Genomic DNA, 26,576 nt, shown 5'->3' on the forward strand with positions numbered 1-26,576 from the left:
GGTCAGCCGTTGCCCTTGCCACCGAACCGCGACGCATCCGCAGCCGCGCGGCGGATTGCGCCGGATTTATGCACGGTTTCCATGAATTCGGCCTCGGGATCGCTGTCATAGACCACGCCGCCGCCTGCTTGGATATAGAGCGTTTCGTCCTTCACCACGGCGGTGCGCAGGGCGATACACATGTCCATGTCGCCGCCCGCGCTGAAGTAGCCCACGCCGCCGCCATAGACGCCGCGTTTCTCAGGCTCCAACTCGTCGATGATCTCCATCGCGCGAACCTTTGGCGCGCCGGAAACGGTGCCGGCAGGCATTCCGGCAAAAAAGGCGTCGAGCGCGTCCTTGCCCTCTTTCAACTCGCCCACCACGTTGGAGACGATGTGCATGACGTGGCTGTAACGCTCGACGATGAACTCTTCCGTCGGGCGCACGCTACCGATCTTTGCGACCCGGCCCACGTCGTTGCGGCCCAAGTCCAGAAGCATCAGGTGTTCCGCCAACTCCTTGGGGTCGCTGAGCAAATCGGCTTCCAGCGCGCGATCCTCCTCCGGCGTAGCACCACGTTTTCGGGTGCCTGCAATGGGTCGGATGGTCACTTCGTTGCCGAATACCCGCACGAGGATTTCGGGGCTGGCACCCACCACATGGAAGCCGCCGAAGTTGAAATAGAACATGAAGGGCGAGGGGTTGGTGCGCCGCAAGCTGCGGTAGAGCGCGAAGGGCGGTTGGGTGAAACCTTGGGCCCACCGCTGGCTTGGCACCACCTGAAAGATATCGCCCGCCTTGATATAGTCGCGCGCCTTTTCCACGGCGGATTTATAGCCCTCACGGGTGAAATTGCTGACCGGCTCCGGCGCGTCTTCGGCCTCTCCCAAATTGCGGGAGGTCTGCGGCATGGCGCGTTCCAGATCGCGCACGGCGTCCATGACCCGCTCGGCGGCTTGGGCATAGGCCGCGCGGGCGGTTTGGCCCTCGGACACCCAAGCGGGGGAGACGATGGTCACCTCGCCTTTGACCCCGTCGAGGACTGCGACGACCGAAGGGCGCACCATCACGGCGTCGGGCAGGCCCAGAGGGTCGGGGTTCACATTGGGCAGATGTTCCACCAGCCGGATCATGTCATAGCCGAGGTAGCCGAAAAGCCCGGCGGCGGCTTGCGGCAGATCGTCGGGCAGGGTGATCCGCGATTCCGCGATCACGTCGCGCAGACGGTCCAGCGGGTCGCCGGGCATATCCTCGAAGGCATCCGCATCATAACGGGCGGCACGGTTGAGGGCAGCGGTCTTCCCCCTGCAACGCCAGATCAAGTCGGGCTTCATGCCAATGATCGAATACCGCCCGCGTACGTCCCCGCCGGTGACGGATTCCAGCACAAAGGCATTCTCCGCCGCGCCGGTGAGTTTGAGCATCAATGAAACGGGTGTGTCGAGGTCGGCGGCAAGGCGGGTGTAGACGATCTGGTTTTCGCCCGCTTCATAGGCGCGGGCGAAAGTGTCGAAATCCGGGGTCAGGGCCATCAAAATTGCCTATCAGGGAAAGTTCACATGCACGGCATTGACCGCGCGCTGGTCGATCTGGGGATCGGCTTCGCGCATGACGGCATTGCTGTAGATATCGAAAAGACCTTGGGCCAGCGCCTGATCCAACTGCTGCGAGAGGCGGTCCATCAGCGCTTGGGTCTGGTCGTCTTCGCCTGCCGGTGTCACGGCATCAAGGCGCAGAACCACGACGCTATCGCCTGCGGGCAGGACGGCCACACCGCCTTCGTCGAGGTCAAAGACCTGATCCATGAAATCGTCCGGCGTGCCGTCGACATAGGAGCTGCGGGTTAGCCCTTCGCCAAGCTGGGGCGAAAGACCGGCGGCTTCAAAACCCCCTTCTTCGGCCAGCGTCTCGGTCAGGCTCTCGGCCTTTTCGGTCAGCGCCTCGACGATCTGAGCGTTGCGCCATGCGGTCTCAACGGCGTCGCGGGCCTCTTCGAAAGGTTCGGGGCGCGCGTCTTTGGTCTCATCCAGACGCATGGCAAAGATGCCGCCGTCTTCGAGTAGATCGATCTGCGGGAAGTCATTGGCACTCAGCCCCGCGGCGGCCTCGCGGAAGGCACCATAGGCGGCGATGCCCTCGCTGCTGTCCTGGGTCCAGTCGATGGTGCCAAGGCGCATCTTGGTCTCTTGGGCCAAGTCTTCGAGCGTGGCACCCCCGGCAAGCTGGTCGTCAATCTCTTGCGCACGGGCCTCGACAGCGCGGGTGGCGCGGGAGATGGCAAGGGTCTCTTCCAGCGCGTCACGGGCCTCTTCGAAAGGCACATGCTGAGCGGGAAGAATGGCGTTTACACGGAACAGGGCCGGCCCAAGCGAGCTGGGCAGCGGGCCTACGATATCACCGCTTTCGGCGGCAAAGACCGCATCGCCTGCGTCATCAAGGTCGGATTTCGCGACATCGCCCAGATCGACATCCGCCAAGGCCAGGCCGCGCTCTTCAACCAGTGCCTCGAAAGTGTTGCCGTCGACCTCAAGCGCTGCGGCGGCGCGGTCTGCGGCCTCCTGATCGGCAAAGACCAGACGTTCGACCAAACGCCGCTCGGGCTGGTCGTATTCATCGCTGCGGGCGTCATATTCGGCGCGCAGCTCTTCTTCGGGCACTTCGACTTCGTCCAGCAGGTCTTCGGGAGCGAGCCATGCGTAGGTGATGCTTTTGCTGGCGGGCAGCATGAAGTCATCGGTGTTGGCGTCGTAATAGGCGCGCAGTTCGTCTTCGGTGGCGGCGGGCAGGGGCGCGTCGAGGTCATCCTCGCTGAGCCGGGCCCAAGTGAAGCTGCGCTCTTCGGCAACATAGTCGACCAGCGTGCGGGCATAGGTGTCGGGCATGGAGACGCCGCCCAGAATGGCGCGTTGTAGCAGGCCACGCGCGGCTTCTTCGCGGATCGAGCGTTCGAACTCGGCCTCGCTCATCCCGCTTTGCTGAAGGGCAAAGCGATAGCCTTCGCGGTCGAAATTGCCGTCGATCCCTTGGAAGGCCGAGATCGCCACGATCTCATCGCGCAGGGTGGCGTCACCGATGGAGATGCCCATTTCGTCGGCTTCGTGGTCCAGCGCGCGGTTGCGCACGATCCGTTGCAGCACGGCGCGGTCCAGCCCCATCTCTTGGGCGCGGGCGAAGGGCAGGCTCTCCCCCGTTTGCGCTTCGATCGCGCGGATTTCCTGCTGCAACTGGCGGGCATATTGATCGACCGAGATCGACTTGTCGCCCACGGTGCCGATGCTGCGCAGATTGCCGCTGAGGTTGATCGCGCCAAAGCCGCCCAGACCCAAGATCAGAAGGGCCATCAAGGCCCAGACGGCGGTTTTCGAAAAGCTGAAGCCTTTTTTGGCCATGACACGGTCCCTCGTTGATTTCGGACCTGTCTATGCGTTGCGTGGCAGGGCTGCAAGCCTGTCGAAAAGCACCTTTAGACCGGCGGCGTCGAGGTTGGCAAAGGCGATGCGCAACTGGCTTTCGCCGCGGGCGTCGCCCTCGGGCTGGAACATCGTGCCGGGCAGGCAGAGCACGCCTGCGTCGCGCACCAGATCGCGCGCCAGATCAGCCGAAGAAACGCTGAAAGGGTGGCGCATATAGGCGAAGTACCCGCCCAGCCCCAGAAGCTCCCAGCCCAGCGGTTCGAGCCGGGGCATCAGGTCAGCAATGGCGGCGCGGCGGGTGAGGATTTCCTCGCGTTCTTCGGCGAGCCATGCGCTGAGGTTCTGCATCCCCCAAAGCGCGCCGTGTTGGCCGATCTGCGCGGGGCAGATTGCGACGGTGTCGAGGAATTTTTCCACCTCCGCCAAGCGCGCCTTACTGGCGATGAGCGCGCCGACGCGGTGGCCGGTCAGGCGGTAGGCTTTGGAGAAGGAGTAGAGGTGAATCAGCGTGTCGTGCCAATCGGGATCGCGGAACAGCGCATGCGGCGGACCGGGTCGGCTGTGAAAGTCGCGGTAGGTCTCATCAAGGATCAGCGCGATGCCGTGGCGGCGGGCGAGGTCAAAGAATTCCTGCACGAGGGCGGCAGGATATTCCACGCCGCCGGGATTGTTCGGCGTGACCAGCGCGATGGCACGGGTGCGCGGGGTGATGGAGGCCGCGGCCTTCTCGGGGTCGGGCAGCATGTCGGCCTCGACGGGCAGCGGCACCGCGGTGACGCCGCTCATATCAAGCCACATCTTGTGATTGAAGTACCACGGCGTCGGGATGATGACCTCGTCGCCCTCGCCGCAGAGCGTGGCGATGGCGGCGGCGAAGGCTTGGTTGCAGCCGGAGGTGATGCAGACCTGTTCGTCGGTCACCACGCCCGCGTATTTCTCGGCTGTTTGCCGCGCCAGTTCGGCGCGCAGTTCCGGCAGGCCCAGCACTGGCCCGTAGAGATGCGCCTCATCGTTGTTCAGCGTGACCTCGGCCATCGCCCGGCGCAGCCCTTCGGGGGGCGGATCGACGGGGGCGGCTTGGCTGACGTTGATCAGCGGGCGGTCGGGCGGGAAGTCGACCCCGTCGAGCCAGCGCCGCGCCTCCATCACCGGGGGGAAGAACGTGGTGGCGGTGCGCGGAAGCGTCATGGGGGTATCCGGTCAGATAGGGGCAGGGCAGGTGGCGCGGGGCCGGTCAGTCCTTGCCGCGGTAGGGTTCGACATATTGCAGGGCCATGTCCCACGGGAAGAAGATCCATGTGTCCTGGCTGACGCCAGTGATGAAAGTGTCGACCTGCGGCTCGCCTTCGGGCTTGGCATAGACGGTGGCAAAATGGGCCTTGGGGTACAGTTCGCGCACCAGTTCGATGGTCTTGCCACTGTCGACAAGGTCGTCGACGATCAGGATGCCGGTGCCGTCGCCCATCATCTCGGCGTCCGGCGATTTCAGCACCTTCGCCTCGCGGCGCTGGTCGGCGGCCCCGCCGCCCGAGTGGTAGGACATGACCGAGATCGTGTCGACGGTGCGGATGTCGAGCTCGCGCGCGACGATCATCGCGGGGGCCATGCCGCCACGGGTGATCGCCACCACGGCCCGCCACGCGCCATCATCGGGGCCCAGACCGTCCAGCCGCCACGCTAGCGCGCGGCTGTCGCGGTGGATCTGATCCCAGGAGATGTGGAAGCCCTTTTCATGGGGCAGGCGCGAGGCGTCCTTGGATTTGGTCATGGTGGTCCTTTGCAGCAGCTGGCGCGGGCACCCGCGCGAATTAATTTGGGCGGCTTATTCCTTGGACATGTCGGGCGCGTCAACCGCCTTCATGCCGACGACGTGATAGCCCGCGTCCACATGCAGGTTCTCACCCGTGGTGCCGCTGCCCAGATCCGACAGCAGGAACAGCGCGGCCTTGCCCACGTCCTCGGTGGTGACGTTGCGGCGCAGGGGCGAGTTATACTCGTTCCATTTCATGATGTAGCGGAAGTCGCCGATGCCGGAAGCCGCCAGCGTCTTGATCGGCCCCGCCGAGATCGCGTTGACGCGGATGCCGTCCTTGCCCAGATCTTCGGCGAGGTATTTTACGCTCGCCTCCAGCGCCGCCTTGGCCACGCCCATGACATTGTAATGCGGCATCACCTTCTCGGCGCCGTAGTAGGTCAGCGTCAGCGCGCTTGCCCCGGGCGACATCATCTTCTCGGCGCGCTGCATCACGGCGGTGAAGGAGTAGACGGAGATGTCCATCGACATGGCGAAATTGCCGCGGCTGGTGTCAACGTAGCGGCCCCGCAGCTCGCCCTTGTCGGAAAAGCCGATGGCGTGCACGATGAAATCCAACTCACCCCAGCGTTCTTTCAGGCTCTCGAACAACGCATCAATCGACGCTTCATCGCCCACGTCGCAGGGCAGAACGATGTCGCTGCCAAGCTGCTCGGCCAGCGGGCCGACGCGTTTCTTCAGCGCTTCGCCTTGGTAGGAAAAAGCAAGCTCCGCCCCCGCATCGGCCAGAGCCTTGGCCACGCCCCATGCGATGGATTTGTCATTCGCCAGCCCCATGATGAGCCCGCGCTTGCCCTGCATCAGTTCGTTTCCCATTCCGCCGCCTTGTCTAAGTTCTTGTCTATGTTCCGTTGAGGTTGTCTTGGTCTAGGCGATTGCAGCGCTACCATCAAGACTGCACAGGCGCCTTCACCCCCGAGATTTGCCATAAGATCGGCGGCTAACTGTCGGAAATCGGGTGAGGTTGTCCTTTGAGTTGCCGATTGTTAACAAATGCCATACCGAAGAGATCGGACCCCGGCGTAGAACCGGTGACAGGCAAAGCACTCTGAAGGAGATGCCGAATGGAGACGCGGACTGGTATTTTTGCGGGGGATGATCCCTTTGCAATTGCGCAGCGTTGGCTTTCCGAAGCAGAGGCGACCGAGCCTAATGATCCCAATGCCATCGCGCTCAGCACGGTAGATTCGCAAGGGCTGCCCAACGCCCGCATGGTGCTGCTGAAAGAGATCGAAGCAGAGGCTTTTGTCTTTTACACCAATTACGAAAGCCAGAAGGCGCAGGAACTTGACGGCGCGGGGAAGGCGGCCTTTGTCATGCATTGGAAATCCCTGCGCCGCCAGCTGCGGGTGCGCGGCTTGATCAGCCGAGAGGACGGGCCGCAGGCCGATGCTTATTACGCCTCGCGCTCGCTCAAAAGCCGTCTGGGGGCTTGGGCCTCGCGCCAATCGCAGCCGCTCTCAGGCCGCGGTGCGCTGATGGCCGAGGTGGCGAAGGTGACGGCGCGAAAGGGGGTGAACCCTGAGCGTCCCCCGTTCTGGGGCGGCTACCGGATCACCCCGCTGGAAATCGAATTCTGGGCCGATGGCGAGTTTCGCCTGCATGACCGTTTCCAATGGCGGCGCGCAGATGTCGCGGCACCCTGGGTCGTGACCCGGCTCAACCCTTGATCTTACGGCGCGATACCCCATGAAAGATGTGTCTGAAACCCAAGCGGAACCAGCGGCGATAGATGACCCCCTCGAAGGCGTGGTCAAATGGTTCGATCCGGTCAAGGGTTTCGGCTTTGTCGTCGCGGATGCAGGCGGGGCGGACATCCTGCTGCACGTCAACGTCCTGCGCAATTACGGCCAAAGCTCTGTCGCGGATGGGGCGCGGGTGGCGGTGCGCGTCCAACAGACCGAGCGCGGGGCGCAGGCGGTCGAATTGCTTTCCGTCGAGGCGCCCAGTGAATTGCCCGCCGCCGTGGTGGAATTCGCCGGTTTCGATCCTGAGCAACTGGCCACCGCCGAATTTGAGCCCGCCCGTGTCAAATGGTTCGACAAGGCCAAGGGATTCGGGTTTGCAAATGTCTTTGGCTGCGCGGAAGATGTGTTTTTGCATATCGACGTGCTACGCCAATCCGGACTTTGTGATTTGCAACCGGGCGAAGCACTTGCCATGCGTGTGATTGTTGGCGATCGGGGCCATCTGGCGGCGGAGGTAAGCTCATGGGACGCGGTGATAGACGGCTAAAGGTCAGGCGACTGGCAAGGCATATGGGAGGGGCGGCACTGGCAGGCTTGCTGCTGACCGGCGCGGCGGTGGCCGAGGTTTGCCGTAACGATTCCGTGACGCTCCGCGGGGAGTGGGGCAAGGCCCGCTTCTCTGTCGAAGTGGCCGATGACACGGCGGAACGCGCTAAGGGGCTGATGCACCGCCGTTCGCTGCCGCTGAGCGCGGGCATGCTCTTTATCTACGAAAGACCTCAGCCCCTGAATTTCTGGATGCGCAACACGTTGATCCCGCTGGACTTGCTGTTCATCGACGAAAGGGGTGTGGTGCAGAAGATCCATCACTCCGCCAAACCGCTTGACGAAACACCGATCCCGGGCGGTGATGATCTGCTCTCGGTGCTTGAGATCAACGGCGGCCTGTCGAAACGCCTTGGCATCACCGAAGGCAGCGAAATCCGCCATCCGGCCTTTGCCGGGAACGCTCCGGCTTGGCCCTGCTAAAGACTTCGCGGATTTTCCGATTTTAAGGTCAATCGGGGCTTTTCAATTGGCGGGCTTATGGCTAAAGAAGCCCCAGTCGGAGCGTGGCGCAGCCTGGTAGCGCACCTGTTTTGGGTACAGGGGGTCGGAGGTTCGAATCCTCTCGCTCCGACCACTTTCTTCCAACATCGCTGATGTAGCGCTTCCCGCTTTGGTAGAGGCGCGCCCGTCGTCCTATCCTCATTCTGCACAAGATATAGTAGCTACCGCCGCCGTATTGGCAGGTTTGCGCCTGTGCGCGCCGAGATCGTGATGATTCTGCCGCGGTTCTTGGCGCGGACGTGGGGCAGAGGACTTGGGCCGGGTGATCGTGGAACAGGGCCCACTTTCGGCGGCCTGTCGCGCGGCGGGCGGTCTTGGGCTGTGGATGAATTCAACCAATCTCTCAAACACCTCCGCTAACTCGGCCCCGGCAATGGATTATTTCAAAGCCGCCCACCAATCGGGCTTGCGGGTATCTTTGGGGATATCCTGAGGCTGAATCACTGGGGTAGGGCGCGGGACAAATTGGGGGGCTCCGGTCAACTGCCCGCCCTGAAATTATTCTGAAAAAAAGCGTTGACCAAATAGTGCGATCTACGTCAGTTTGGGGGGGTCAAGTAAAGCGCCACAATATGTTGTGGTTAACGCAACGGGGCGCTTCGGCGGCGGGGACAGAGTATAGAGCCAGTGTTTCAATCGGTTTCGGGCCGCTTGCGTCAGCAGGTGGCGCGGGGAAGCTTTGTTCAAACTGCCAGCAATAGGGGTGAGACGGCCTGCCGTGGGCATGTCGGCTCAGGATTTTGAGAGTTTGAAAAAGGGCAGCGACGATGAAGATTGAACGGAATTTCACCAAGGCCGGGCAGGATGCCTATGCGGATTTGGACTTTGTCACCACGGTGTCAGAGATCCGCAACCCTGACGGTTCGGTGGTGTTCAAGCTCGACAACGTCGAAGTGCCCAAATCCTGGAGCCAGGTCGCCAGCGACGTCATCGCTCAGAAGTATTTCCGCAAGGCAGGCGTGCCCAGCAAAACCTGCAAGGTCAAGGAAAAGGACGTGCCTGAGTTCCTGTGGCGTTCCGAACCCGCCGAAGGAGCCGAGATGGGCGGGGAGACCTCCTCCAAGCAGGTCTTCGACCGTCTGGCGGGCGCTTGGGCCTACTGGGGCTGGAAAGGCGGCTATTTCACCACCGAGGAAGACGCCCGCGCCTATTACGACGAGATGCGCCACATGCTCGCCAGCCAGCGCGCGGCCCCGAACAGCCCGCAGTGGTTCAACACCGGTCTGCACTGGGCCTATGGCATCGACGGCCCGGCGCAGGGGCATTACTACGTCGACTACAAAACCGGTAAGCTGACCCGGTCGAAATCCTCCTATGAGCACCCGCAGCCGCATGCCTGCTTCATCCAGTCTGTGGGCGACGATCTGGTGGGCGATGGCGGCATCATGGACCTCTGGGTTCGCGAGGCACGTCTGTTCAAATACGGCTCGGGCACGGGCACCAACTTTTCATCGCTCCGCGGAGAGGGCGAGAAGCTGTCGGGCGGCGGCAAGTCGTCGGGTTTGATGGGGTTCCTCAAGATCGGGGACCGCGCCGCTGGCGCCATCAAATCCGGCGGCACCACCCGCCGCGCGGCCAAGATGGTGATCGTCGACGCCGACCATCCCGATATCGAGGATTTCATCAACTGGAAGGTGCTCGAAGAGCAGAAGGTGGCCTCCATCGTCGCCGGCTCCAAGATGCACGAGCAGAAGCTCAACCTTTTGTTCGACGCGATCAAGGCATGGGACGGGGCCGAGGCGGATGCCTATGACCCGGCCAAGAACGCCGCGCTGAAACAGGCGATCCGCGAGGCCAAGAAGGTCGCGATCCCCGAAACTTACGTCAAACGCGTGCTGGACTATGCCAAGCAGGGCCACACCGGCATCGAATTCCCGACCTATGACACCGACTGGGATTCTGAGGCCTACAACTCCGTCTCGGGCCAGAACTCCAACAACTCGATCCGCGTCACCAATGCCTTTCTGAAGGCCGTGGAGAAGGATGCCGACTGGGAGTTGATCAGCCGCACCGAGAGCAGGGTGGTCAAGACCGTCCGCGCCCGTGACCTCTGGGATCAGGTCGGCCACGCTGCATGGGCCTGCGCCGATCCAGGCATCCAGTACCACGACACTGTGAACGACTGGCACACCTGCCCCGAGGACGGCGCGATCCGCGGCTCGAACCCCTGTTCGGAGTACATGTTCCTCGACGACACGGCCTGCAACCTCGCCTCGATGAACCTGCTGACCTTCCTCAAGGACGGTGTCTTTCAGGTCGAAGACTACATGCATGCCGCGCGGCTCTGGACCGTGACGCTGGAGATCAGCGTGATGATGGCGCAGTTCCCCTCCAAGGAAATCGCGCAGCGGTCTTACGACTTCCGCACGCTGGGTCTGGGCTATGCCAATATCGGCGGCTTGCTGATGAACATGGGCTATTCCTATGACAGCGACGAGGGCCGCGCTTTGGGCGGTGCGCTGACCGCGATCATGACCGGTGTGGCCTATGCGACCTCTGCCGAGATGGCGGGCGAACTGGGCGCTTTTCCGGGCTATGCCAAGAACGCCGAGCACATGCTGCGCGTCATCCGCAACCACCGCACCGCCGCCTATGGGAAAGTTGACGGCTATGAGAAGCTGTCGGTCAAGCCGGTGCCGCTGGATCACGCCAACTGCCCGCAGGCGGGGCTGGTCGACATCGCTAAATCCTGCTGGGACGAAGCGCTGAAACTGGGCGAAGCCCACGGCTACCGCAACGCGCAGACCTCTGTCATCGCGCCCACCGGCACCATCGGTCTGGTGATGGACTGCGACACCACCGGCATTGAGCCCGATTTCGCGCTGGTGAAGTTCAAGAAGCTCGCCGGGGGTGGATATTTCAAGATCATCAACCAATCCGTCCCTGCCGCGCTGGAAAAACTTGGCTACGGGTCGGCCCAGATCGAAGAGATCGTCAGCTACGCCGTTGGCCACGGTACCATCGGCAATGCGCCCGCGATCAACCACACCACGCTGGCAGGGCACGGCTTTGGCGCCCATGAATTGGCCAAGATCGACGCCGCGCTGAAACAGGCCTTCGACATTCGTTTCGTCTTCAACCAATGGACGCTGGGCGAAGCCTTCTGCACGCAGGTGCTGGGCATTCCGACCGAAAAGCTGAACGACCCGACCTTCGATCTGCTCCGCTCCCTCGGTTTTAGCAAGGCCGATATCGAAGCGGCCAATGACCACGTCTGCGGCACCATGACGCTCGAAGGCGCGCCGCATCTGCGCGAAGAGCATTACGGCATCTTCGATTGCGCCAATCCCTGCGGCAAGAAGGGCAAACGCTATCTCTCGGTCAACAGCCACATCCACATGATGGCGGCGGCGCAGAGCTTTATCTCGGGGGCGATCTCCAAGACGATCAACATGCCCAATGACGCGACGATCGAGGATTGCCAGAAGGCTTATGAACTCAGCTGGTCGCTCGGGATCAAGGCCAACGCGCTCTACCGCGACGGTTCGAAACTGAGCCAACCACTGGCCGCGGCCCTCGTGGAGGACGACGAGGACGCCGCCGAGACGCTGGAAAGCGGCAACACGCATGAGAAGGCTGCCGTGTTGGCCGAGAAGATCGTCGAGAAGGTGATCGTCAAAGAGATCATCAAGTCGCATCGCGAGAAGATGCCGCAGCGCCGCAAGGGCTATACCCAGAAGGCCAACGTCGGCGGTCACAAGGTTTACCTGCGCACCGGCGAATATGAGGACGGCAAGCTCGGCGAGATCTTCATCGACATGCATAAGGAAGGCGCGGGCTTCCGAGCGATGATGAATAACTTCGCCATCGCGGTCTCGGTCGGTCTGCAATACGGCGTGCCGCTGGAGGAATTCGTTGACGCCTTCACCTTCACCAAGTTCGAACCGGCGGGCATGGTGCAGGGCAACGACAGCATCAAACAGGCGACCTCGATCCTCGACTATGTGTTCCGTGAATTGGCGGTGAGCTACCTCGACCGCACCGATCTGGCGCATGTGAAGCCCGAGGGCGCGACCTTTGACGATCTGGGCCGGGGCGAGGAAGAGAACCTCTCGAACGTCAGCGAGTTGAGCGAGGGGGCCGCGAATAAGTCCTTGGAAGTGCTCAAGCAAATCAGCTCCACCGGCTATCTGCGCAACCGCCTTCCGCAAGAGTTGGTGGTGCTGCAAGGCGGGCAGGGCGTCGAGCCGAGCACCGCATACGCGCCCCAAGTGAGCGGCGGCGACGTGGCGGTCGCGGTGCAACCCTCGGCCTCCGTCAGCACTGGCGCGGTCAGCCTCGATGCGCGGGCCAAAGCCAAGATGCAGGGCTATGAGGGCGAAGCCTGCGGTGAATGCGGCAACTACACATTGGTTCGCAACGGCACCTGTATGAAGTGCAACACCTGCGGCGGCACCTCGGGTTGTAGCTGACTAGCCAAGAAAGGAGTATTATTGAATGGTAGGATTGCCTGATGATGACGATGCACCGGTAGGCGGCGGGATAGTCGTCCGTGAAAGCCGTGGCGTAATACTGAAGAACAATAGCTATCGCGGTCCAGGGACTGCCATTGCTATTGAGAACTCGCAAGAAATTGATATTGATGGCCTAGACCACGTCGGTCCGGGGGTTGCAGTTGACATTCGCGATCTGATTGGTGGAACGATTCAGAACGTTACAACTTCCGAAACCTTGCAAAAGCTGCAAGAGACTCCTGAAACTAGAAGCCTCATCCAAGAAGCAGCAGAAGTAGTAAAGCAGTCGGAGAGCGACCCTTTGGCGGCTCAATATCTAATGGATACAAGATTAGGGAGATGGCTACGAAAACAAAAATTCGTTGATTGGGCTAGGTTGGTAGCACAATTGAGCGAATTGTAGTGTGATGCTCTGCCGACGAGCGGCGGGAAAAAGACCAAGTCTAACGGTACCCGCCGGGTCGCGTTAACCAAAATTAAACCAGTCTCTCCCTATCAAGGTCGTGAAAGGGAGAATTTGATGAAACGTCTTATTATATCGGGATTTCTCGCCGGATCGCTGGCGGGCTGTGTGGAGCCTCCGGCCTCACCGATGGAGGCCGCGGCGCGCAAAGCGGCGGCGGCGGAGTTGACGGCGAAACAATGTGCGGGTTTTGCGGGCGGCTATGAAAGCGTGCGCAAGCTGCGGCATGACGCGAACCAGAACATTGCCACCGCGCGGCGGCTTGGGGCGACGGATGCCACCATCGCCAAGGCGCGGGCGGATGTGCGCATGGCCTTTGATATGCAGGTCGCTTTCTCGACCCCGCAACAGGCCTGCAACATGATGGTGGGCGAATTGGCTTGGGCCACGGGGTGAGGACGTCTAGCGATGCGCCACGTCGAGCCAGATCGGCAAATGGTCCGAGGCGCGGCGGGTCTGGGCTGTCTCGATCACACCGCCTTGGCGCACGGTAAGATGTTGGTCCAAGGCGATGCGATCTAGGAAGGCCACGGGCATCCGCGCGTGATAGCTCTTGCCCGGCGCATGAATGGTGAACCGTTTCGCCAAACGCCCGAGACCCACCTTTTGCGACCATTCGTTCAGGTCGCCCGCGATCAGCGTCGGGCAGGCGGCGCAGGCGTCGAGATGGGCGATCATGGCGCTCAGTTGCTCCTTGCGCGACGGACGCAGCAGCCCCAGATGCGAGGCGATCACGCGCAACTGGCGCGCGCCGAGATGCAGGTCGGCCACCATGGCGCCGCGCGGCTCCACCCCCGGCAGGGTCAGATGCGCCACCCTGTCGATCTTGGCCGAGGGGCGGACCAGAACGGCATTGCCATGCCAGCCGATGCTCACGTCGCTCGGTGTGGGCACAGGGCGCAGGCCCGTCACCTCTTCGACCCGGTCGAGCGGAAGGGCCGAAGGGCGGGGGGCACGGCGGCGGTCGGCCTCTTGCAGCACCACCACATCGGCATGCAGACTGCGGATGATCCGCATGATCCGCTCAGGATCGCGGCGCCGGTCGGTGCCCATGGCCTTGCGGATGTTATAGCTCACGATGCGCAGCGATTGCGGGGCGACGGCGGGAATCATAGGATGGGCGCTCCCAGACGAAACAGCCCTTCGGCCACCTTGCGGAACATCCCGCTGGGCGGTCTTTCCATAGCGCAATGCTCGGAGAGATGTTCGAACCAATCATGCAGCTTCGCGACCGAGGCCGCGTCATAGACGAAAAGCGTGACCTCGAAATTCAGCAACATGCTGCGTACGTCGAAATTGGCCGTGCCCACCAGCCCCAGATCGTCGATGATCCCGGCTTTGGCGTGGATCATCCCGGGCTGGTAATAAAGCACATGGCCGCCCGCCTCATGCAGATCGCGCAGATAGGCACCCCGCGCGAAATCGGCCATCCGTTGGTTCGAACGTTCGGGGACCAGCACCCGCACATCCACCCCCCGCCGGGCCGCGGTGGTCAAAGCCGAACCGAGCGCCTCGGTCGGCACGAAATAGGGGGTCACCAGCCAAATCCGCGCCTCGGCCAGATGAATCGCGCGGATCAGACCATCATGCAGCGGGTCTTCGGCGATATCGGGGCCGGAGGGCACGAGCTGCACCGTTGCCGTCCCGCCCGTATGGGCCGCGACCGAGGGGGCCGGGTCCAAAGCCTCCCCGCTGGCGACGCCCCAGTCTGAGCGGAACACATCGCCGAAACTCTGCACCGCGCGGCCTTCGAGCAGAAAGGCCAGATCGGTCCAGCCATCCTCCAAGGCCGCAGGCCCGAGGTAATGTGCGCCGATGTTCATGCCCCCGGAAAAGACCCGCGCATCATCGGCGATGATCATTTTGCGGTGGTTGCGCAGGTTCAGATGGCCCGATCCCGGCAGTTGCAGTAGCGGAGAGTAGAAGCGCACATCGCCGCCCGCCTCGCGCAGGCGGCGCAGGGCGGCTGTCGGGCCACGCAGGGTGCCCAAACGGTCCATCAGCAGCCGAACCTTCACGCCCGCCTTGGCCCGTTCGGTCAGCGCGTCGACGAAAATGCGCCCGGTGTCATCATTGGCTACGATGTAAAAAAGCACGTCGAGCCGTTTCTCGGCCCCTTGGATCAGCGCCATGACCGCCTCATGGGCCGCCGTCGGGTCGCCCAAGAGCCGCAGGTCTTGGCCATGGACGGCGGCGGGCAGGCCGAAATACTGCATCGTCGCGTCAAGCGTATGCACAGGGCGGGGCGGCGGGCCGCCGGTATCGCCTTTCAGAAAATGCACCGGCGTGTATCGCGAGGATTGTTTGCGAAAGCCGAGCGCCAGAAACAGCGGCACCGCAACCCAGGGCAGCACGATGATGAACAACAGCCAAGCGGCAGTCGATTGCGGCGTGCGGCGTTGTTGCAAGATCACGATCGCCGCCAGCAGCGTCAGGATCACAATAATGACGACTTCCAGATGGGTGGTGATCCAAGACATGGGGTGGGGCCTGCTCCTTCTTGCTGACAATACAAGCAGATAACGCGTTCAGTGGTGACAGCAAGCCTCGGACGGGGTTTGGCGTGAGGGAATGGCGCGGGGCCGGGGGCGTTTTAGTGCTTCTCGCTCTGGGAGCCTCTTTTGCGCAGTTGCCTCGGGGTCGTTTCTCTGCCGGAACTTTCGCTGCGGTGAGGGCAAACATGGCCGGGAATTCGTGTTGCGGCATCAACCCTTTGATTTAGCGAGGTAAAATGCATCTGCGCGCCGCCTAATTCGACACATGATACATAACTTAAGCGGCCCCTAGCCGAGGGTATGTTGCAAATGTGCGACAATCAGCGCATCGCAATTCTGTGATGTGAAAAAACTGAAACCCAACCCTAAATGGGGCGTTGCGTGAGTGACCCTGCGGCGAGGATCGCGGGGTCACCTGTATTTAAGGAGCAGAACATGAAACGCACGACAACAATCGCCAGCATCGCCCTGATCGCATCCAGCGCCTTCGCGGGTGCAGCAGCAGCCGGTTCGCTGGAAGACACCACCGTTGAAGCACCGGTTTTCACACCGGCGCCGACACCCGTGGCCGTTGATGGCGACTGGACAGGCTTCTACACCGGTCTTCAGGTCGGCCAGACCGACGTCGACAGCGACAGCGGCAACCTTGACGGCGACGACACGTCCTACGGTTTCCACGCCGGTTACGACTATGACTTTGGCAAATTCGTTCTGGGTGGCGAACTTGACTACGACAAGACCGACATTGATCTGGGCAACGGCGCAGGCGATGTGGATTCCGTGGCACGCGCTAAGGTCAAAGCTGGTTATGACTTCGGCAAGACACTGGTTTATGCAACAGCGGGTGCAGCCCGTGCCGACACAAGCGTTGGCGATGAAACTGGCCCCTTCGCCGGTCTGGGCGTCACCTATAAAGTGAGCGACCGCTACACCGTCGGTGGCGAAGTGCTGCAGCACAAATTCGATGACGTAGGCGGCACAGGCGAAGATCTGGACGCGACCACGATCTCCCTGCGCGGTTCCATGCGCTTCTGATCTGTCTTGGCGGGATGACCCGCTTTGATGAAGGGCCGGCTTCCGAAAGGAGGCCGGTCTTTTTTGTTTACGCGGCGCGGCTGGCGCGCCCTTCGGCAAAGCGGCAGAGGTCGCGCAAGGCCGCCTCAAACGCGCTGTCTTCGATTGTCATGGCCACGCGCACATGGCCCGCCGCCGCCGCGCCGAAACTCTCGCCCGGCATCACTGCAATATGCTGATCTTCCAGCAGGGCATCGGCGAATTCGCTGCCGCTGAGGCCCGTGGCGCGGATATCCAGCATCAAATACATCGCACCTTGCGAGGGCACTGAACGCACCACGTTCTGAGTGCTCAAGACCCGTTGCGCCAGCGCGCGGCGGCGGGCGAAGGGGGCGATGATTTCCTCTTCGAAAGCGGCACCTTGGGCGAGGGCATAGTCGCTCGCGTCCTGAATGAAGCCCGGCACGCCGTAGTTGGTATGGGTGGCAAGGTCGATCAGGTCGGCAATGATGTCTTCAGGCCCGATGATCCAGCCACAGCGGCTGCCGGTCATCGCGTGGGATTTCGACATGGAGCCGATGACCAGCGTTCGCTCCGCCATGCCGGGCAGGGCGCGGGGGCTGAGATGTGCACCCTCCCAAATCTGCGTGTCGTAGACCTCATCCGAGACCAGCCAGAGGCCGTGATCATGGCAGACCTGTGCGATCTCTTCCAAGGTTTCGCGGCCATAGATCACGCCGGTCGGGTTGTTGGGCGTGTTGATCAACAGCGCTTTTGCGCCCTCGGCGGCTGCCGCCAGATCCGCCCTGCGGGGCAGGAACCCCTGATCGGCCCGCGCTTCGACCGACACAGCCTGCGCCCCGGCAGCACGCAGGGTGCCGGGGTAGGTGGCATAATAAGGGTCGATGTAAAGCGCCGCATCGCCGGGGTCGCAGACGGCCATGAAAGCCGCGAAAAGTCCTGCTTGCCCGCCCGGGGTGACCACCACATTGTCGCGGGTCGTTGGCACGCCGGTTCGCTCTTCAGCGCGTTTTGCAATCCGGTCGCGCAGGGCATCGGTGCCCGGCACGGCGGCATAGCCGGTATGGCCGCCGAGGGCGCTGCGGTGCATCTCTTGCAGGATCGGGGCGGCGGTGCGGATGTCATGCTCGCCGATGGTAAGCTCGGTCACCGGCACCCCCGCCGCGATCATCGCGCGCGATTTGTGAAACACTTCCCAGCCGTCGGACCCTCCGGCCAGAACCCCTTTGATGCGCGATGATCTATCCATGATGCCTCCGAAATTTTCCGCACAAGGGGGCAGAGCCTTGGGGCTTTGTCAATGCGCGCCGGGAAGGCGGAGGGCAGGGTTGCATAAAACTTACCGGACAAGGGGCTTGGCGCAGGGCGGCGCGCTTGCTACAACCCGGTCATGAACACCGCAACGCTCATTATTTGCTGCATTACCCGCTGAGACATCCTCGCGGGCCGCTGTTCACGTCATTCCCATTCTGACAAAACTATGCCAAGCCCGCGTCACACCCGCGCAAGGACGCCTGCCCATGACCCGTGACCTGACGATCAAACTGCACAACACCGCCACCCGGACGAAAGAGGATTTCACCCCGATCGATGCGCAGAATGTGCGGATGTATGTCTGCGGCCCCACCGTCTATGACCGGGCGCATCTGGGCAACGCACGGCCCGTGATCGTTTTCGATGTGCTCTACCGCTTGCTGCGCCATGTCTATGGGCCGCAGCATGTGACTTACGTGCGCAATTTTACCGACGTGGATGACAAGATCAATGCCCGCGCCGCTGAGAGCGGGCGCAGCATTGGAGAGATCACCGCCGAGACGACGCAGTGGTATCTGGATGACATGGCCGCCGTGGGCGCCTTGGAGCCCGATCACATGCCTCGCGCGACACAGTATATCCCCCAGATGGTCGCGATGATCCGCGGGCTGATGGATGAGGGCTATGCCTATGAGGCCGAGGGCCATGTGCTGTTCCGGGTGCGCAAATATGCCGAATATGGCGCGCTTTCGGGCCGGTCGGTCGACGATATGATTGCTGGTGCAAGGGTCGAGGTGGCGCCTTATAAAGAAGACCCGATGGATTTCGTGCTGTGGAAGCCTTCGGACGAAGACACCCCCGGCTGGGATTCCCCATGGGGTGAGGGGCGTCCGGGCTGGCATATCGAATGTTCCGCCATGGCGCATGACCTGTTGGGGGAGCGTTTCGATATCCACGGCGGCGGCATCGATCTGCAGTTCCCGCATCATGAGAATGAGATCGCCCAGTCGAAATGCGCGGGGCACGGGTTCGCCAACTACTGGCTGCACAATGAGATGTTGCAGGTCGAGGGCAAGAAGATGTCAAAATCCTTGGGCAACTTCTTTACCGTCCGCGATCTGCTAGACCAAGGCGTGCCGGGGGAGGTCATCCGTTTCGTGATGCTCTCGACCCATTACCGCAAGCCGATGGACTGGACCGAAAAGAAGCGCGAGGAGGCCGAAAAGACCCTGCGCAAATGGTATCTTCAGGCGGCGGAGGCCGAGGCCGCGACGCCGGGGCCTGAACTGGTGGCGCTTTTGGCCGATGATCTTAACACCCACGGTGCTTTGACCGAATGCCACCGGCTGTCCAACGCGGGCGATACGGCAGGCTTGCGCGGGGCGCTGTCGCTTTTGGGGCTGCTAGATGATCTGATCCCCGAATGGGCCGCGGTTCAGGCGCTGGATCTGACAGATATCGAAGCCTTTCTGAGTGATGCCCGTGCGACCGCGATGGAGACGAAGGATTTCGCCGAGGTGGACCGGATCAAGAAAGCGCTGACCTTGGTCGGGATCGAGGTGCAGATGAGCAAGGATGGGGTAAAGCTGACCCCACCGCCGGGCTTTGACCGGGGCCAGTTGGAGGGGTTGTTGTGACCATAGCCCCAACCGCCCCCCGGCGCGCATGCGCCATGCCCGACCTCCCCCCCGGGAGGGCATATTACAACATCTGCCGCGCACGCTGTGATCAGAGAGTGAAAAAGCAACGGTTGTTCTATTCGGCATGGCCCTCCCGAGGTCGGGCATGGCGCCTGCGCACCTCTGCTGAGGTTCGTGGCAGGAGGGCTACCTCATGACCCGCGCGCGCCTCACCCTCTACGACACCACCCTGCGTGACGGGCAGCAAACCCAAGGCGTGCAGTTCTCCACCGATGAGAAACGCCAGATCGCCAGCGCGCTCGACGCGCTTGGCGTGGATTACATCGAAGGCGGCTGGCCCGGCGCCAACCCGACCGACAGCGCTTTTTTCGACGCCGCGCCGCCGACGCAGGCAAGGCTCACCGCCTTTGGCATGACCAAACGTGCGGGCATGTCGGCTGAGAATGACGACGTGCTGGCCGCCGTGCTCAACGCGGGCACCAAATCCGTCTGCATCGTCGGCAAGACCCATGACTTCCACGTCGAAACCGCCCTCGGCATCACGCTGGCCGAGAACACCGACAACATCGCCAAATCCGTCGCCCATCTTGTCGCCCAAGGGCGCGAGGCGCTCTTCGACGCCGAGCATTTCTTTGACGGTTACAAGGCCAATCCAGACTACGCGCTGGAAGCGATCCGCGCGGCCTATGACGCGGGCGCGCGTTGGATCGTGCTTTGCGACACCAATGGTGGCACGCTGCCCGATGAGATTGGCCGCATCACCCGCGCCGTGATCGCGGCAGGCATCCCGGGGGATCATCTGGGCATTCACACCCACGACGACACCGAAAACGCCGTCGCCTGCACGCTGGCCGCCGTTGACGCGGGCGCGCGGCAGATCCAAGGCACGCTCAACGGGCTGGGGGAGCGTTGTGGCAACGCCAACCTCACCACCCTGATCCCGATCCTGCTGCTGAAAGAGCCCTATGCCAGCCGCTATGAGATCGGGGTAAGCCCCGAGGCGCTGCGCGGGCTCACGCGCACCAGCCGGATGCTGGATGAGATCCTCAACCGCGTGCCGATGAAACAGGCGGGTTTCGTCGGGTCTTCAGCCTTTGCGCATAAGGCGGGGCTGCATGCCAGCGCCATCGCCAAAGACCCCAGCACCTATGAGCATATCGACCCCGCACTGGTCGGCAATACGCGCGTCATTCCGATGTCGAACCAAGCCGGGCAATCCAACCTGCGCAAACGGCTGAGCGATGCGGGCCTCTCGGTCGCCAAGGGCGACCCGGCGCTTGGCCGGATCTTGGAGGTGGTCAAGGACCGCGAGGCGCAGGGCTATGCCTATGACACCGCGCAGGCGAGCTTTGAGCTGCTGGCCCGCGACGTGATGGGCCAGTTGCCGCATCTGTTCGAGGTCGAGCGCTACCGCGTCACCGTCGAACGCCGCCGCAATGCCGAAGGCCGGATGGTCAGCCTCTCCGAAGCGGTCGTGGTCATTGATGTGGACGGGGAAAAACGGCTCTCGGTCTCGGAATCGCTGGACGAGGATGGCGCGGACCGTGGCCCGGTTAACGCGCTGTCCAAGGCGCTGGCCAAGGATTTGGGCAAATACAGCAGCCTTCTGGAGGACATGCGTCTGGTTGACTTCAAGGTGCGCATCACCCAAGGCGGCACCGAAGCCACCACCCGCGTCATCATCGACAGCGAAGACGGGCAGGGACGGCGCTGGTCCACCGTGGGCGTCAGCGCCAACATACTCGACGCCTCATTCGAAGCGCTGCTTGATGCGATACGTTGGAAATTGATCCGGGACCGCGCCCAATGACAGATGATATGACCGCCTTTTTCACTCTCCATCGCGATCTGCCGCGCGAAGGGCCGGGGGAGCCTGCGGATGTGATCTGGGCCGTGGAACAGGTCGATCTGCCCGCGCGGGCCGAAATTGCCGATGTGGCCTGTGGCCCCGGCAGCGACATCGGCGCCCTGCGCGCGGCGATCCCGCAGGGCCATGTGACGGCCCTCGATCAAACTGCGCATTTCGTCGACACCGCGCGGGGCCGTTTCGTGGCCGATGGCAATGTCACCCTGCTGCGCGCCGATATGGCCGCCATCGCCAATGAATATGATCTCATTTGGTGCGCCGGTGCGGTCTATTTCCTTGGCGTGACCGAGGCGCTGACCCGCTGGCGCAAATCGCTGCGCGCGGGCGGGGTGGTGGCATTCTCCGAACCCTGCTGGCTGACGGATAGCCCGTCGGAAGAGGCCCGCGCGCAATGGGCGGATTACCCCGCGATGAGCGACGCAGACGGCATTGCCGAGCGGGTCCGCGCGGCGGGCTATGAGGTCGTGGCGAGCCGTGTCCTTTCGGATGAAGCTTGGGAGAATTACTACACCCCCTTGCAGGCGCGGATCGAAAAGCTGCGCCCCGCTGCGGATGATGATTTGGCTCAAGTGCTCGATGCCGCCGAGGCGGAGATCGCCTGCTGGCGCGCGCATCGGGATGAGTTCGGCTATCTTCTGACGGTGGCGCGCCCCGCATGACCTTTGACGCCGATCTGAACGCCTGCGCCGCCATGGTAGAGCGCGCCGACCCTTGGCGCTTTCGCGCCGCCATGGCCGCCCCCGTCGCGACGCGCAAGCTGCTCTTCCCGCTCTACGCCTTCAACGTCGAAGTTGCCCGCGCCCCATGGGTCACGCAAGAGACGATGATCGCCGAGATGCGCCTGCAATGGTGGCGCGACGCGCTAGAGGAGATCGCCAAGGGCGGCCCCGTCAGGCGGCATGAGGTGACCACGCCGCTGGCCCGTGCGATTGCGCCAGAGGATGCCGCACTGCTCGATGAACTCGTCGCCGCGCGGCGGTGGGACATCTACAAAGACCCCTTCGAGGATGTCGCGCATTTCGAGCGCTACATCGACCAGACCGCAGGCCATCTGATGTGGGTCGCCGCCCGCCGCCTTGGGGCGACGGATGAAGCGGTGGTGCGGGATGCGGCCTACGCCACTGGCATCGCCGCATGGCTCTGCGCCATTCCGAACTTGGAAGAGGCGGGCCGCGTGCCGCTGTTGGACGGCACGGCAGAGGGAGTCTCGGCCCTCGCCAAGGGGGCGCTCGACCGGCTGAAATCGGCGCGGGCCAATCGGGGGAAGATCCCCAAGGCGGCGCGCGCGGCGCTGCTGCCTGCCGCCCATGCGGGGCCGGTGTTGCGGGCCGCGGTGGATGCGCCGGAAAAGGTCTCTCAAGCTGCGCTGCCTGACCCGCGCCGCCATTTCGCGCTGCGGGCCATGGCATCGCGCTGGTAGGCGCTTAGCTCAGCTGCGTCTCCTTGCGGCTGCGCAGCACCAGCCAGATCAGCGATCCGCCCGCAAGCACCAAGAAGGGCACCATGGCAAGGTTCACCGCCGCCCAGCCTTCCTGCGCCGTCCCGCCCGAACAGTTCATCAACCCGCCCGAGGCCAGCGAGGCCACGGTCACGCCGCCGAACACCAGCAGATCGTTCAGGCCCTGCATCCGCCCGCGCTCATGCGGCTCATGCGCGCCGGCAAGCATCGTGGTGGCCCCGATAAAGCCGAAGTTCCAGCCCAGCCCCAAAAGGATCAGGGCGACAAAGAAGTTGCCCAGTTCCACCCCCTGAAGCGCGACCACCCCGGCGGCGGCAAGGATCGCGATGCCAAGGCCCATGATCCGCTCAACTCCGAAACGGTTGATCAAATGGCCGGTAAAGAACGAAGGCGCGAACATCGCCAGCACATGGCCGGTAACCACATAGCCCGCGCTGTCTTGGCTATAGCCGCAGCCGACAACGGCCAGCGGGGTCGAGGTCATGACAAGGTTCATCAGCGCATAGGAGACCATGGCGCAGATCACCGCGACGGCGATGCGCGGCGTGGTCAAAAGCTCCCACCGGCTGCGGCCCTTGGGCGCGTCATGGGCCGGGATCGGCGGTTTCGGAATGTCGATGAAGAGAAACAGCAGCGCCCCGATGAGGTTCACCGCCACCACGGCCATATAGGTGCCAAGGAAGGGGACAACGAGGCTCATCGACGTGGCCGTGGCAAGCTGCGGCCCGATGATGGCCGAGACAAGACCGCCCGCCATGACATAGGAGATCGCCTTGGGCCGAAAATCATCCGAGGCGGTATCGGCGGCGGCGAAACGGTAGAAGCCCTGCGCCGACATATAGATGCCCGTCAGAAGCGACCCCAGCAGGAAAACCGGAAAGGACGCGAGATAAAGCCCGTAGGCCGCGACCGCGCCGCCCAAGGCACCGCCCGCCGCGCCCAAAAAGAACCCAGCCCGGCGGCCATAGCGCTGCATGATGGCCGAGACCGGCGTGGCCGAGAGCATGGAGCCCAGAACGATCATCGAGATCGGCAGGGTGGCAAGACAGACGTTCGTCGCAAGCGACTGCCCGGCAAGACCGCCGACAAGGAAAATCATCGGCATCTGCGCCCCGAGAAAGGCCTGTGCTGCCACCAGCACCGCTACGTTGCGCCGCGCGCGTCTGTCGTCGATCATGTTTGAATTCCTCACTTCCCGCCAAGGGGTAGCCCTGCCCTTGGGTAAGGGCAAGCCCGGCATCGGTTTTTGCGCCGCCGATCCCGCTTGCGCCCGGCGGCAAGCTCGCCGATGATCGCGCCGATGACCGCCCCCGATCGCCCTTCGCTGACCCTTCTTCTGCTCGCTGGCACCGCCGAAGCGCGGCAGCTTGCACGCGCCTTGACGCAGGCCGGGCACCGGGTCACCGCTTGGCTGACGGAGCCGCCGCGCGGCGGCAATCCGATGCCGATGGCCTTTGAGATGCGCGATGCCGGGGATGCCGCGGCGCTGCGGCGCGATATGGCGGGCTTTGATGCGGTGCTCGATCTCAGCCACGGGTTCGATGCGGGGCTGAGCCACGCGGGCTTTGCTGCCGCCACGTCCTTGGGCAAGCCTTTCGTCAGTTTTTCGCGGCCCCTATGGCCTTTGGACAATCCGCTGCTGCAATCGGCGCCGGATGTCGCGGCCGCCGCCCGTACCGTGCCGCCCGCTGCCCGCGTCTTTGCCGCGACTGGTTGGGCCAGCCTGCCAGCGTTCCAACCGTTCAAGGGCGCGCGCCTCATGCTACGACAGACGAGCCGCCATGAACGCGCCGCGCCCTATGACTTTGTCGATCTGATCTTTGGCGATCCGCCGTTCACCGTTGAGAGTGAAACGGCATTGTTCCGCGACCTCGGCGTCGACCTGTTGATTTGCCGCAACCTCGGCGGGCAGGCCAGCCGCCCGAAAGTCGATGCCGCCCTGTCGCTCTGCCTGCCGGTGATCCTGATCGACAGACCGCCACTGCCAAAGGGCGCGCCTTGTCTGAGCGATCTCGACGCGATGCTGGATTGGGTGGCACGACTGTGAGCCTCGCGCCCCCGATCACCTGCGACGCCGATGTGGCCGAGGGCGCGGCATGGCTGGCCGAACGGGAGCCGCGTTTTGCCATGGCGCTGAGCAAAACCGGACCGCTGCCGCTGCGCCTGCGCCCGCCCGATTTCGCGGGGCTGCTCGACATTATCGTGGGGCAGCAGGTGAGCGTGGCCTCGGCCCGGGCGATCTATGCGCGGCTGGTTGCGGCGGGGTTGGATCAGCCGGAGAACGTCCTGCGCGCCGGAGACGACGGCCTGCGCGCCGCGGGGCTGAGCCGCCCCAAGGCGCGCTATGTATTGGCTTTGGCGGAACGCGATTTCGACTTCGACGCGCTGCACGGGCTGCCTGATGACGCGGCCATCGCCGCGCTGGTCGATATGCCGGGCATCGGGCCATGGACGGCGCAGATCTATGTGATGTTCTGCCTTGGCCGCCGCGATATCTTTCCCAGCGGCGACCTGGCACTGCAAGAGGCGGCGCGGGGGCTGTTTGATCTGCCCGTCCGTCCCAGCCCGAAAGACCTCTCCGCCATGGCCGCCGCATGGTCACCTTGGCGGTCGGTTGCGGCGCGGCTGCTCTTTGCCTACTACCGGGTGTTGAAACAAAAGGAAGGATTGTCATGACACGGGTTTTGAACGCCGAGCGCCGCGCGCCGGTCTCTGGCACCACACGGTCGGTGGTGGTGTTCCTGCATGGCTATGGCGCGAATGGCGCTGACTTGCTGGGCCTTGCCGATCCGCTGAGCGAGCATTTGCCCGATACGCTTTTCGTCGCACCCGACGCGCCCGAGGCCTGCGCCGGTGCGCCCATGGGCTATCAGTGGTTCCCGATCCCATGGATCGACGGATCATCCGAAGAGGAATCGATGCGCGGCATGATGAGCGCGGTCGAAGACCTCGACGCCTTCCTCGACGCGCTGATGGTCGACGAAGACGTGTTGCCCGAACAGGTCGTGCTCTTCGGCTTTTCCCAAGGCACGATGATGTCGCTGCATGTGGCCCCGCGCCGCGAAGATGCGGTGGCGGGGATCGTGGCCTTCTCGGGCCGTCTGCTCAACCCCGAAGCGCTGGCCGAAGAGGCGCAGGTCAAACCGCCGGTGCTGCTGGTTCATGGCGATGCCGATGACGTGGTGCCGCCGCAATCCCTGCCGCAGGCCGCCGAAGCGCTGCAAGAGGCGGGGTGGCAAGACGTTTACGCCCATGTGATGAAGGGCACCGGCCATGGCATCGCGCCCGATGGGCTGAGCGTTGCGCTCGCCTTCATGCGCGACAAACTAGGGCTTTAACCCTTCATCTCGTCCCAGAGCCAGGGTTCGGCGAACTCAACCGAATTGCCCGCGGGGTCGCGCACATAGAGCGAGCGCGCCCCGTTGGGCCAATCAAAACTGGTGTCGATCTCGACCCCGGCGGCCCGCAGCCGCGTCTCCATCGTGGCGATCTCATCGCGTTTCATCGCAAAGCAGACATGCCCCGGGCCGCGCGCGCCGTGGGGCGGCACGGGCATTTTCGGATTGCCGGGCGGCTGTGCCGTGGCGGTGGGGTTGAAGACCAGCAAGACCGAAGGGCCGAGCGCAAAGAACATATGCCGCCCCGGCACCTCCTGAAACAGTTTCAGCCCCAGAATGTCGCGGTAAAACCCCCGCGCCGCGTCCAGATCATCGACATAGACGGCGGCTTTGAGCAGGGATTGCGGGGCGGGCGCATCGGGCAGGGGGCTTTTTCACATGCCACAAGGTTAACAAACTCTGCCCATCTGTCACGCCTCTGTCGTAATCTTTGGGCAAAACCGGCGACATCTAGTGGTTCACCTTTGTCTTGCCAGAGAGAAACCGCGAGATATAGTGACTAAAA

24 protein-coding genes and 1 tRNA gene are annotated in these 26,576 nt (G+C 63.1%); 15 read left to right on the plus strand and 10 right to left on the minus strand.

Going from position 1 to position 26,576, the window contains the following annotated elements; genetic code table 11:
* Positions 1-2 precede the first annotated feature (2 nt).
* The 5 genes from trpE to fabI are packed head-to-tail and all read right to left on the minus strand — an operon-like array spanning position 3 to position 6,024.
* Entirely contained in the window at positions 3-1,514 is a 1,512-nt protein-coding gene (trpE, locus tag ACGYK4_RS05820) for an anthranilate synthase component I (RefSeq protein WP_394431872.1), read from the minus strand.
* A gap of 12 nt (positions 1,515-1,526) precedes the next feature.
* A complete protein-coding gene (locus ACGYK4_RS05825) occupies positions 1,527-3,371 on the minus strand; it encodes a peptidyl-prolyl cis-trans isomerase (RefSeq protein ID WP_394455538.1) in 1,845 nt (614 codons plus the stop codon).
* Between the two features lie 30 nt (positions 3,372-3,401).
* Positions 3,402-4,583, minus strand: a complete 1,182-nt coding sequence (locus ACGYK4_RS05830; RefSeq protein ID WP_394455539.1) for an aminotransferase — start codon at positions 4,581-4,583, stop codon at positions 3,402-3,404.
* Between the two features lie 46 nt (positions 4,584-4,629).
* Positions 4,630-5,163, minus strand: coding sequence for a xanthine phosphoribosyltransferase (gene gpt, locus ACGYK4_RS05835; protein WP_394455541.1), 534 nt, complete (start codon positions 5,161-5,163; stop codon positions 4,630-4,632).
* Between the two features lie 54 nt (positions 5,164-5,217).
* On the minus strand, positions 5,218-6,024 hold the full coding sequence (gene fabI / locus ACGYK4_RS05840; RefSeq protein ID WP_067261594.1) for an enoyl-ACP reductase FabI: 807 nt from the start codon (positions 6,022-6,024) through the stop codon (positions 5,218-5,220).
* 248 nt (positions 6,025-6,272) lie between these two features.
* Here fabI and pdxH point away from each other — a divergent pair, with 248 nt between their 5' ends.
* From pdxH to ACGYK4_RS05875, 7 genes are all read left to right on the plus strand, one after another.
* The gene (pdxH, locus tag ACGYK4_RS05845; protein ID WP_394455543.1) at positions 6,273-6,878 is read left to right on the plus strand and encodes a pyridoxamine 5'-phosphate oxidase; all 606 of its coding nucleotides are present in this window, start codon (positions 6,273-6,275) and stop codon (positions 6,876-6,878) included.
* Positions 6,879-6,897: 19 nt separating this feature from the next.
* Positions 6,898-7,443, plus strand: coding sequence for a cold shock domain-containing protein (locus tag ACGYK4_RS05850; protein WP_271691431.1), 546 nt, complete (start codon positions 6,898-6,900; stop codon positions 7,441-7,443).
* A gap of 23 nt (positions 7,444-7,466) precedes the next feature.
* Complete coding sequence (locus tag ACGYK4_RS05855; protein ID WP_394455545.1) at positions 7,467-7,925, plus strand: DUF192 domain-containing protein; 459 nt, start codon at positions 7,467-7,469, stop codon at positions 7,923-7,925.
* 77 nt (positions 7,926-8,002) lie between these two features.
* A tRNA-Pro gene (locus tag ACGYK4_RS05860) sits at positions 8,003-8,079 on the plus strand.
* Between the two features lie 694 nt (positions 8,080-8,773).
* Positions 8,774-12,418 (plus strand): vitamin B12-dependent ribonucleotide reductase, encoded by a 3,645-nt coding sequence (locus ACGYK4_RS05865; RefSeq protein ID WP_394455547.1) that lies wholly within the window; start codon positions 8,774-8,776, stop codon positions 12,416-12,418.
* 25 nt (positions 12,419-12,443) lie between these two features.
* The gene (locus ACGYK4_RS05870; protein WP_394429777.1) at positions 12,444-12,863 is read left to right on the plus strand and encodes a hypothetical protein; all 420 of its coding nucleotides are present in this window, start codon (positions 12,444-12,446) and stop codon (positions 12,861-12,863) included.
* Between the two features lie 117 nt (positions 12,864-12,980).
* The gene (locus ACGYK4_RS05875) at positions 12,981-13,319 is read left to right on the plus strand and encodes a hypothetical protein (protein ID WP_067261600.1); all 339 of its coding nucleotides are present in this window, start codon (positions 12,981-12,983) and stop codon (positions 13,317-13,319) included.
* A gap of 6 nt (positions 13,320-13,325) precedes the next feature.
* Here ACGYK4_RS05875 and ACGYK4_RS05880 read toward each other — a convergent pair whose 3' ends face one another.
* Both ACGYK4_RS05880 and ACGYK4_RS05885 read right to left on the minus strand, forming a co-directional pair.
* Positions 13,326-14,036 carry an endonuclease/exonuclease/phosphatase family protein gene (locus ACGYK4_RS05880; protein WP_271687145.1) on the minus strand — a complete coding sequence of 237 codons (711 nt, stop codon included), beginning with the start codon at positions 14,034-14,036 and terminating at the stop codon, positions 13,326-13,328.
* Positions 14,033-15,403: a phospholipase D-like domain-containing protein gene (locus ACGYK4_RS05885; protein ID WP_394429779.1), complete on the minus strand. Its 1,371-nt coding sequence runs from the start codon at positions 15,401-15,403 to the stop codon at positions 14,033-14,035. The genes ACGYK4_RS05880 and ACGYK4_RS05885 overlap by 4 nt, the downstream gene beginning before the upstream one ends.
* Before the next feature lie 450 nt (positions 15,404-15,853).
* Between ACGYK4_RS05885 and ACGYK4_RS05890 the strand changes: the two genes are divergently transcribed.
* On the plus strand, positions 15,854-16,453 hold the full coding sequence (locus ACGYK4_RS05890; protein ID WP_394455549.1) for an outer membrane protein: 600 nt from the start codon (positions 15,854-15,856) through the stop codon (positions 16,451-16,453).
* Positions 16,454-16,520: 67 nt separating this feature from the next.
* Here the strand turns inward: ACGYK4_RS05890 and ACGYK4_RS05895 are convergent, their stop codons facing one another.
* Entirely contained in the window at positions 16,521-17,702 is a 1,182-nt protein-coding gene (locus ACGYK4_RS05895; protein ID WP_394455550.1) for a pyridoxal phosphate-dependent aminotransferase, read from the minus strand.
* Between the two features lie 271 nt (positions 17,703-17,973).
* On the opposite strand from ACGYK4_RS05895, the gene cysS reads away from it, so the two are divergent.
* The 4 genes from cysS to ACGYK4_RS05915 all read left to right on the plus strand — a co-directional run bounded on the left by cysS (position 17,974) and on the right by ACGYK4_RS05915 (position 22,634).
* Positions 17,974-19,344 (plus strand): cysteine--tRNA ligase, encoded by a 1,371-nt coding sequence (cysS, locus tag ACGYK4_RS05900; protein WP_394455552.1) that lies wholly within the window; start codon positions 17,974-17,976, stop codon positions 19,342-19,344.
* Between the two features lie 196 nt (positions 19,345-19,540).
* Positions 19,541-21,157, plus strand: a complete 1,617-nt coding sequence (gene cimA / locus ACGYK4_RS05905; protein WP_394455554.1) for a citramalate synthase — start codon at positions 19,541-19,543, stop codon at positions 21,155-21,157.
* The gene (locus tag ACGYK4_RS05910) at positions 21,154-21,873 is read left to right on the plus strand and encodes a class I SAM-dependent methyltransferase (RefSeq protein WP_394429787.1); all 720 of its coding nucleotides are present in this window, start codon (positions 21,154-21,156) and stop codon (positions 21,871-21,873) included. The genes cimA and ACGYK4_RS05910 overlap by 4 nt, the downstream gene beginning before the upstream one ends.
* Positions 21,870-22,634 carry a squalene/phytoene synthase family protein gene (locus tag ACGYK4_RS05915; RefSeq protein ID WP_394455555.1) on the plus strand — a complete coding sequence of 255 codons (765 nt, stop codon included), beginning with the start codon at positions 21,870-21,872 and terminating at the stop codon, positions 22,632-22,634. The genes ACGYK4_RS05910 and ACGYK4_RS05915 overlap by 4 nt, the downstream gene beginning before the upstream one ends.
* 4 nt (positions 22,635-22,638) lie before the next feature.
* Here the strand turns inward: ACGYK4_RS05915 and ACGYK4_RS05920 are convergent, their stop codons facing one another.
* Positions 22,639-23,850, minus strand: coding sequence for an MFS transporter (locus ACGYK4_RS05920; protein ID WP_322327642.1), 1,212 nt, complete (start codon positions 23,848-23,850; stop codon positions 22,639-22,641).
* A gap of 123 nt (positions 23,851-23,973) precedes the next feature.
* On the opposite strand from ACGYK4_RS05920, the gene ACGYK4_RS05925 reads away from it, so the two are divergent.
* From ACGYK4_RS05925 to ACGYK4_RS05935, 3 genes are read left to right on the plus strand one after another with little or no spacing between them, the layout of a single operon-like run.
* The gene (locus ACGYK4_RS05925; protein WP_394455557.1) at positions 23,974-24,720 is read left to right on the plus strand and encodes a precorrin-6A/cobalt-precorrin-6A reductase; all 747 of its coding nucleotides are present in this window, start codon (positions 23,974-23,976) and stop codon (positions 24,718-24,720) included.
* Positions 24,717-25,349 (plus strand): DNA-3-methyladenine glycosylase family protein, encoded by a 633-nt coding sequence (locus ACGYK4_RS05930; protein ID WP_394455559.1) that lies wholly within the window; start codon positions 24,717-24,719, stop codon positions 25,347-25,349. Before ACGYK4_RS05925 ends, ACGYK4_RS05930 begins: the two co-directional genes overlap by 4 nt.
* Complete coding sequence (locus ACGYK4_RS05935) at positions 25,346-26,011, plus strand: alpha/beta hydrolase (protein WP_067267442.1); 666 nt, start codon at positions 25,346-25,348, stop codon at positions 26,009-26,011. Before ACGYK4_RS05930 ends, ACGYK4_RS05935 begins: the two co-directional genes overlap by 4 nt.
* Here the strand turns inward: ACGYK4_RS05935 and ACGYK4_RS05940 are convergent.
* Entirely contained in the window at positions 26,008-26,436 is a 429-nt protein-coding gene (locus ACGYK4_RS05940; RefSeq protein WP_394455775.1) for a VOC family protein, read from the minus strand. The two genes, ACGYK4_RS05935 and ACGYK4_RS05940, sit on opposite strands and share 4 nt — an antisense overlap.
* Between the last annotated feature and the right edge of the window lie 140 nt (positions 26,437-26,576).

It is taken from the genome of Sulfitobacter sp. 1A13368, from assembly GCF_043557275.1.
In the GTDB taxonomy this organism is placed as follows: domain Bacteria; phylum Pseudomonadota; class Alphaproteobacteria; order Rhodobacterales; family Rhodobacteraceae; genus Sulfitobacter; species Sulfitobacter faviae.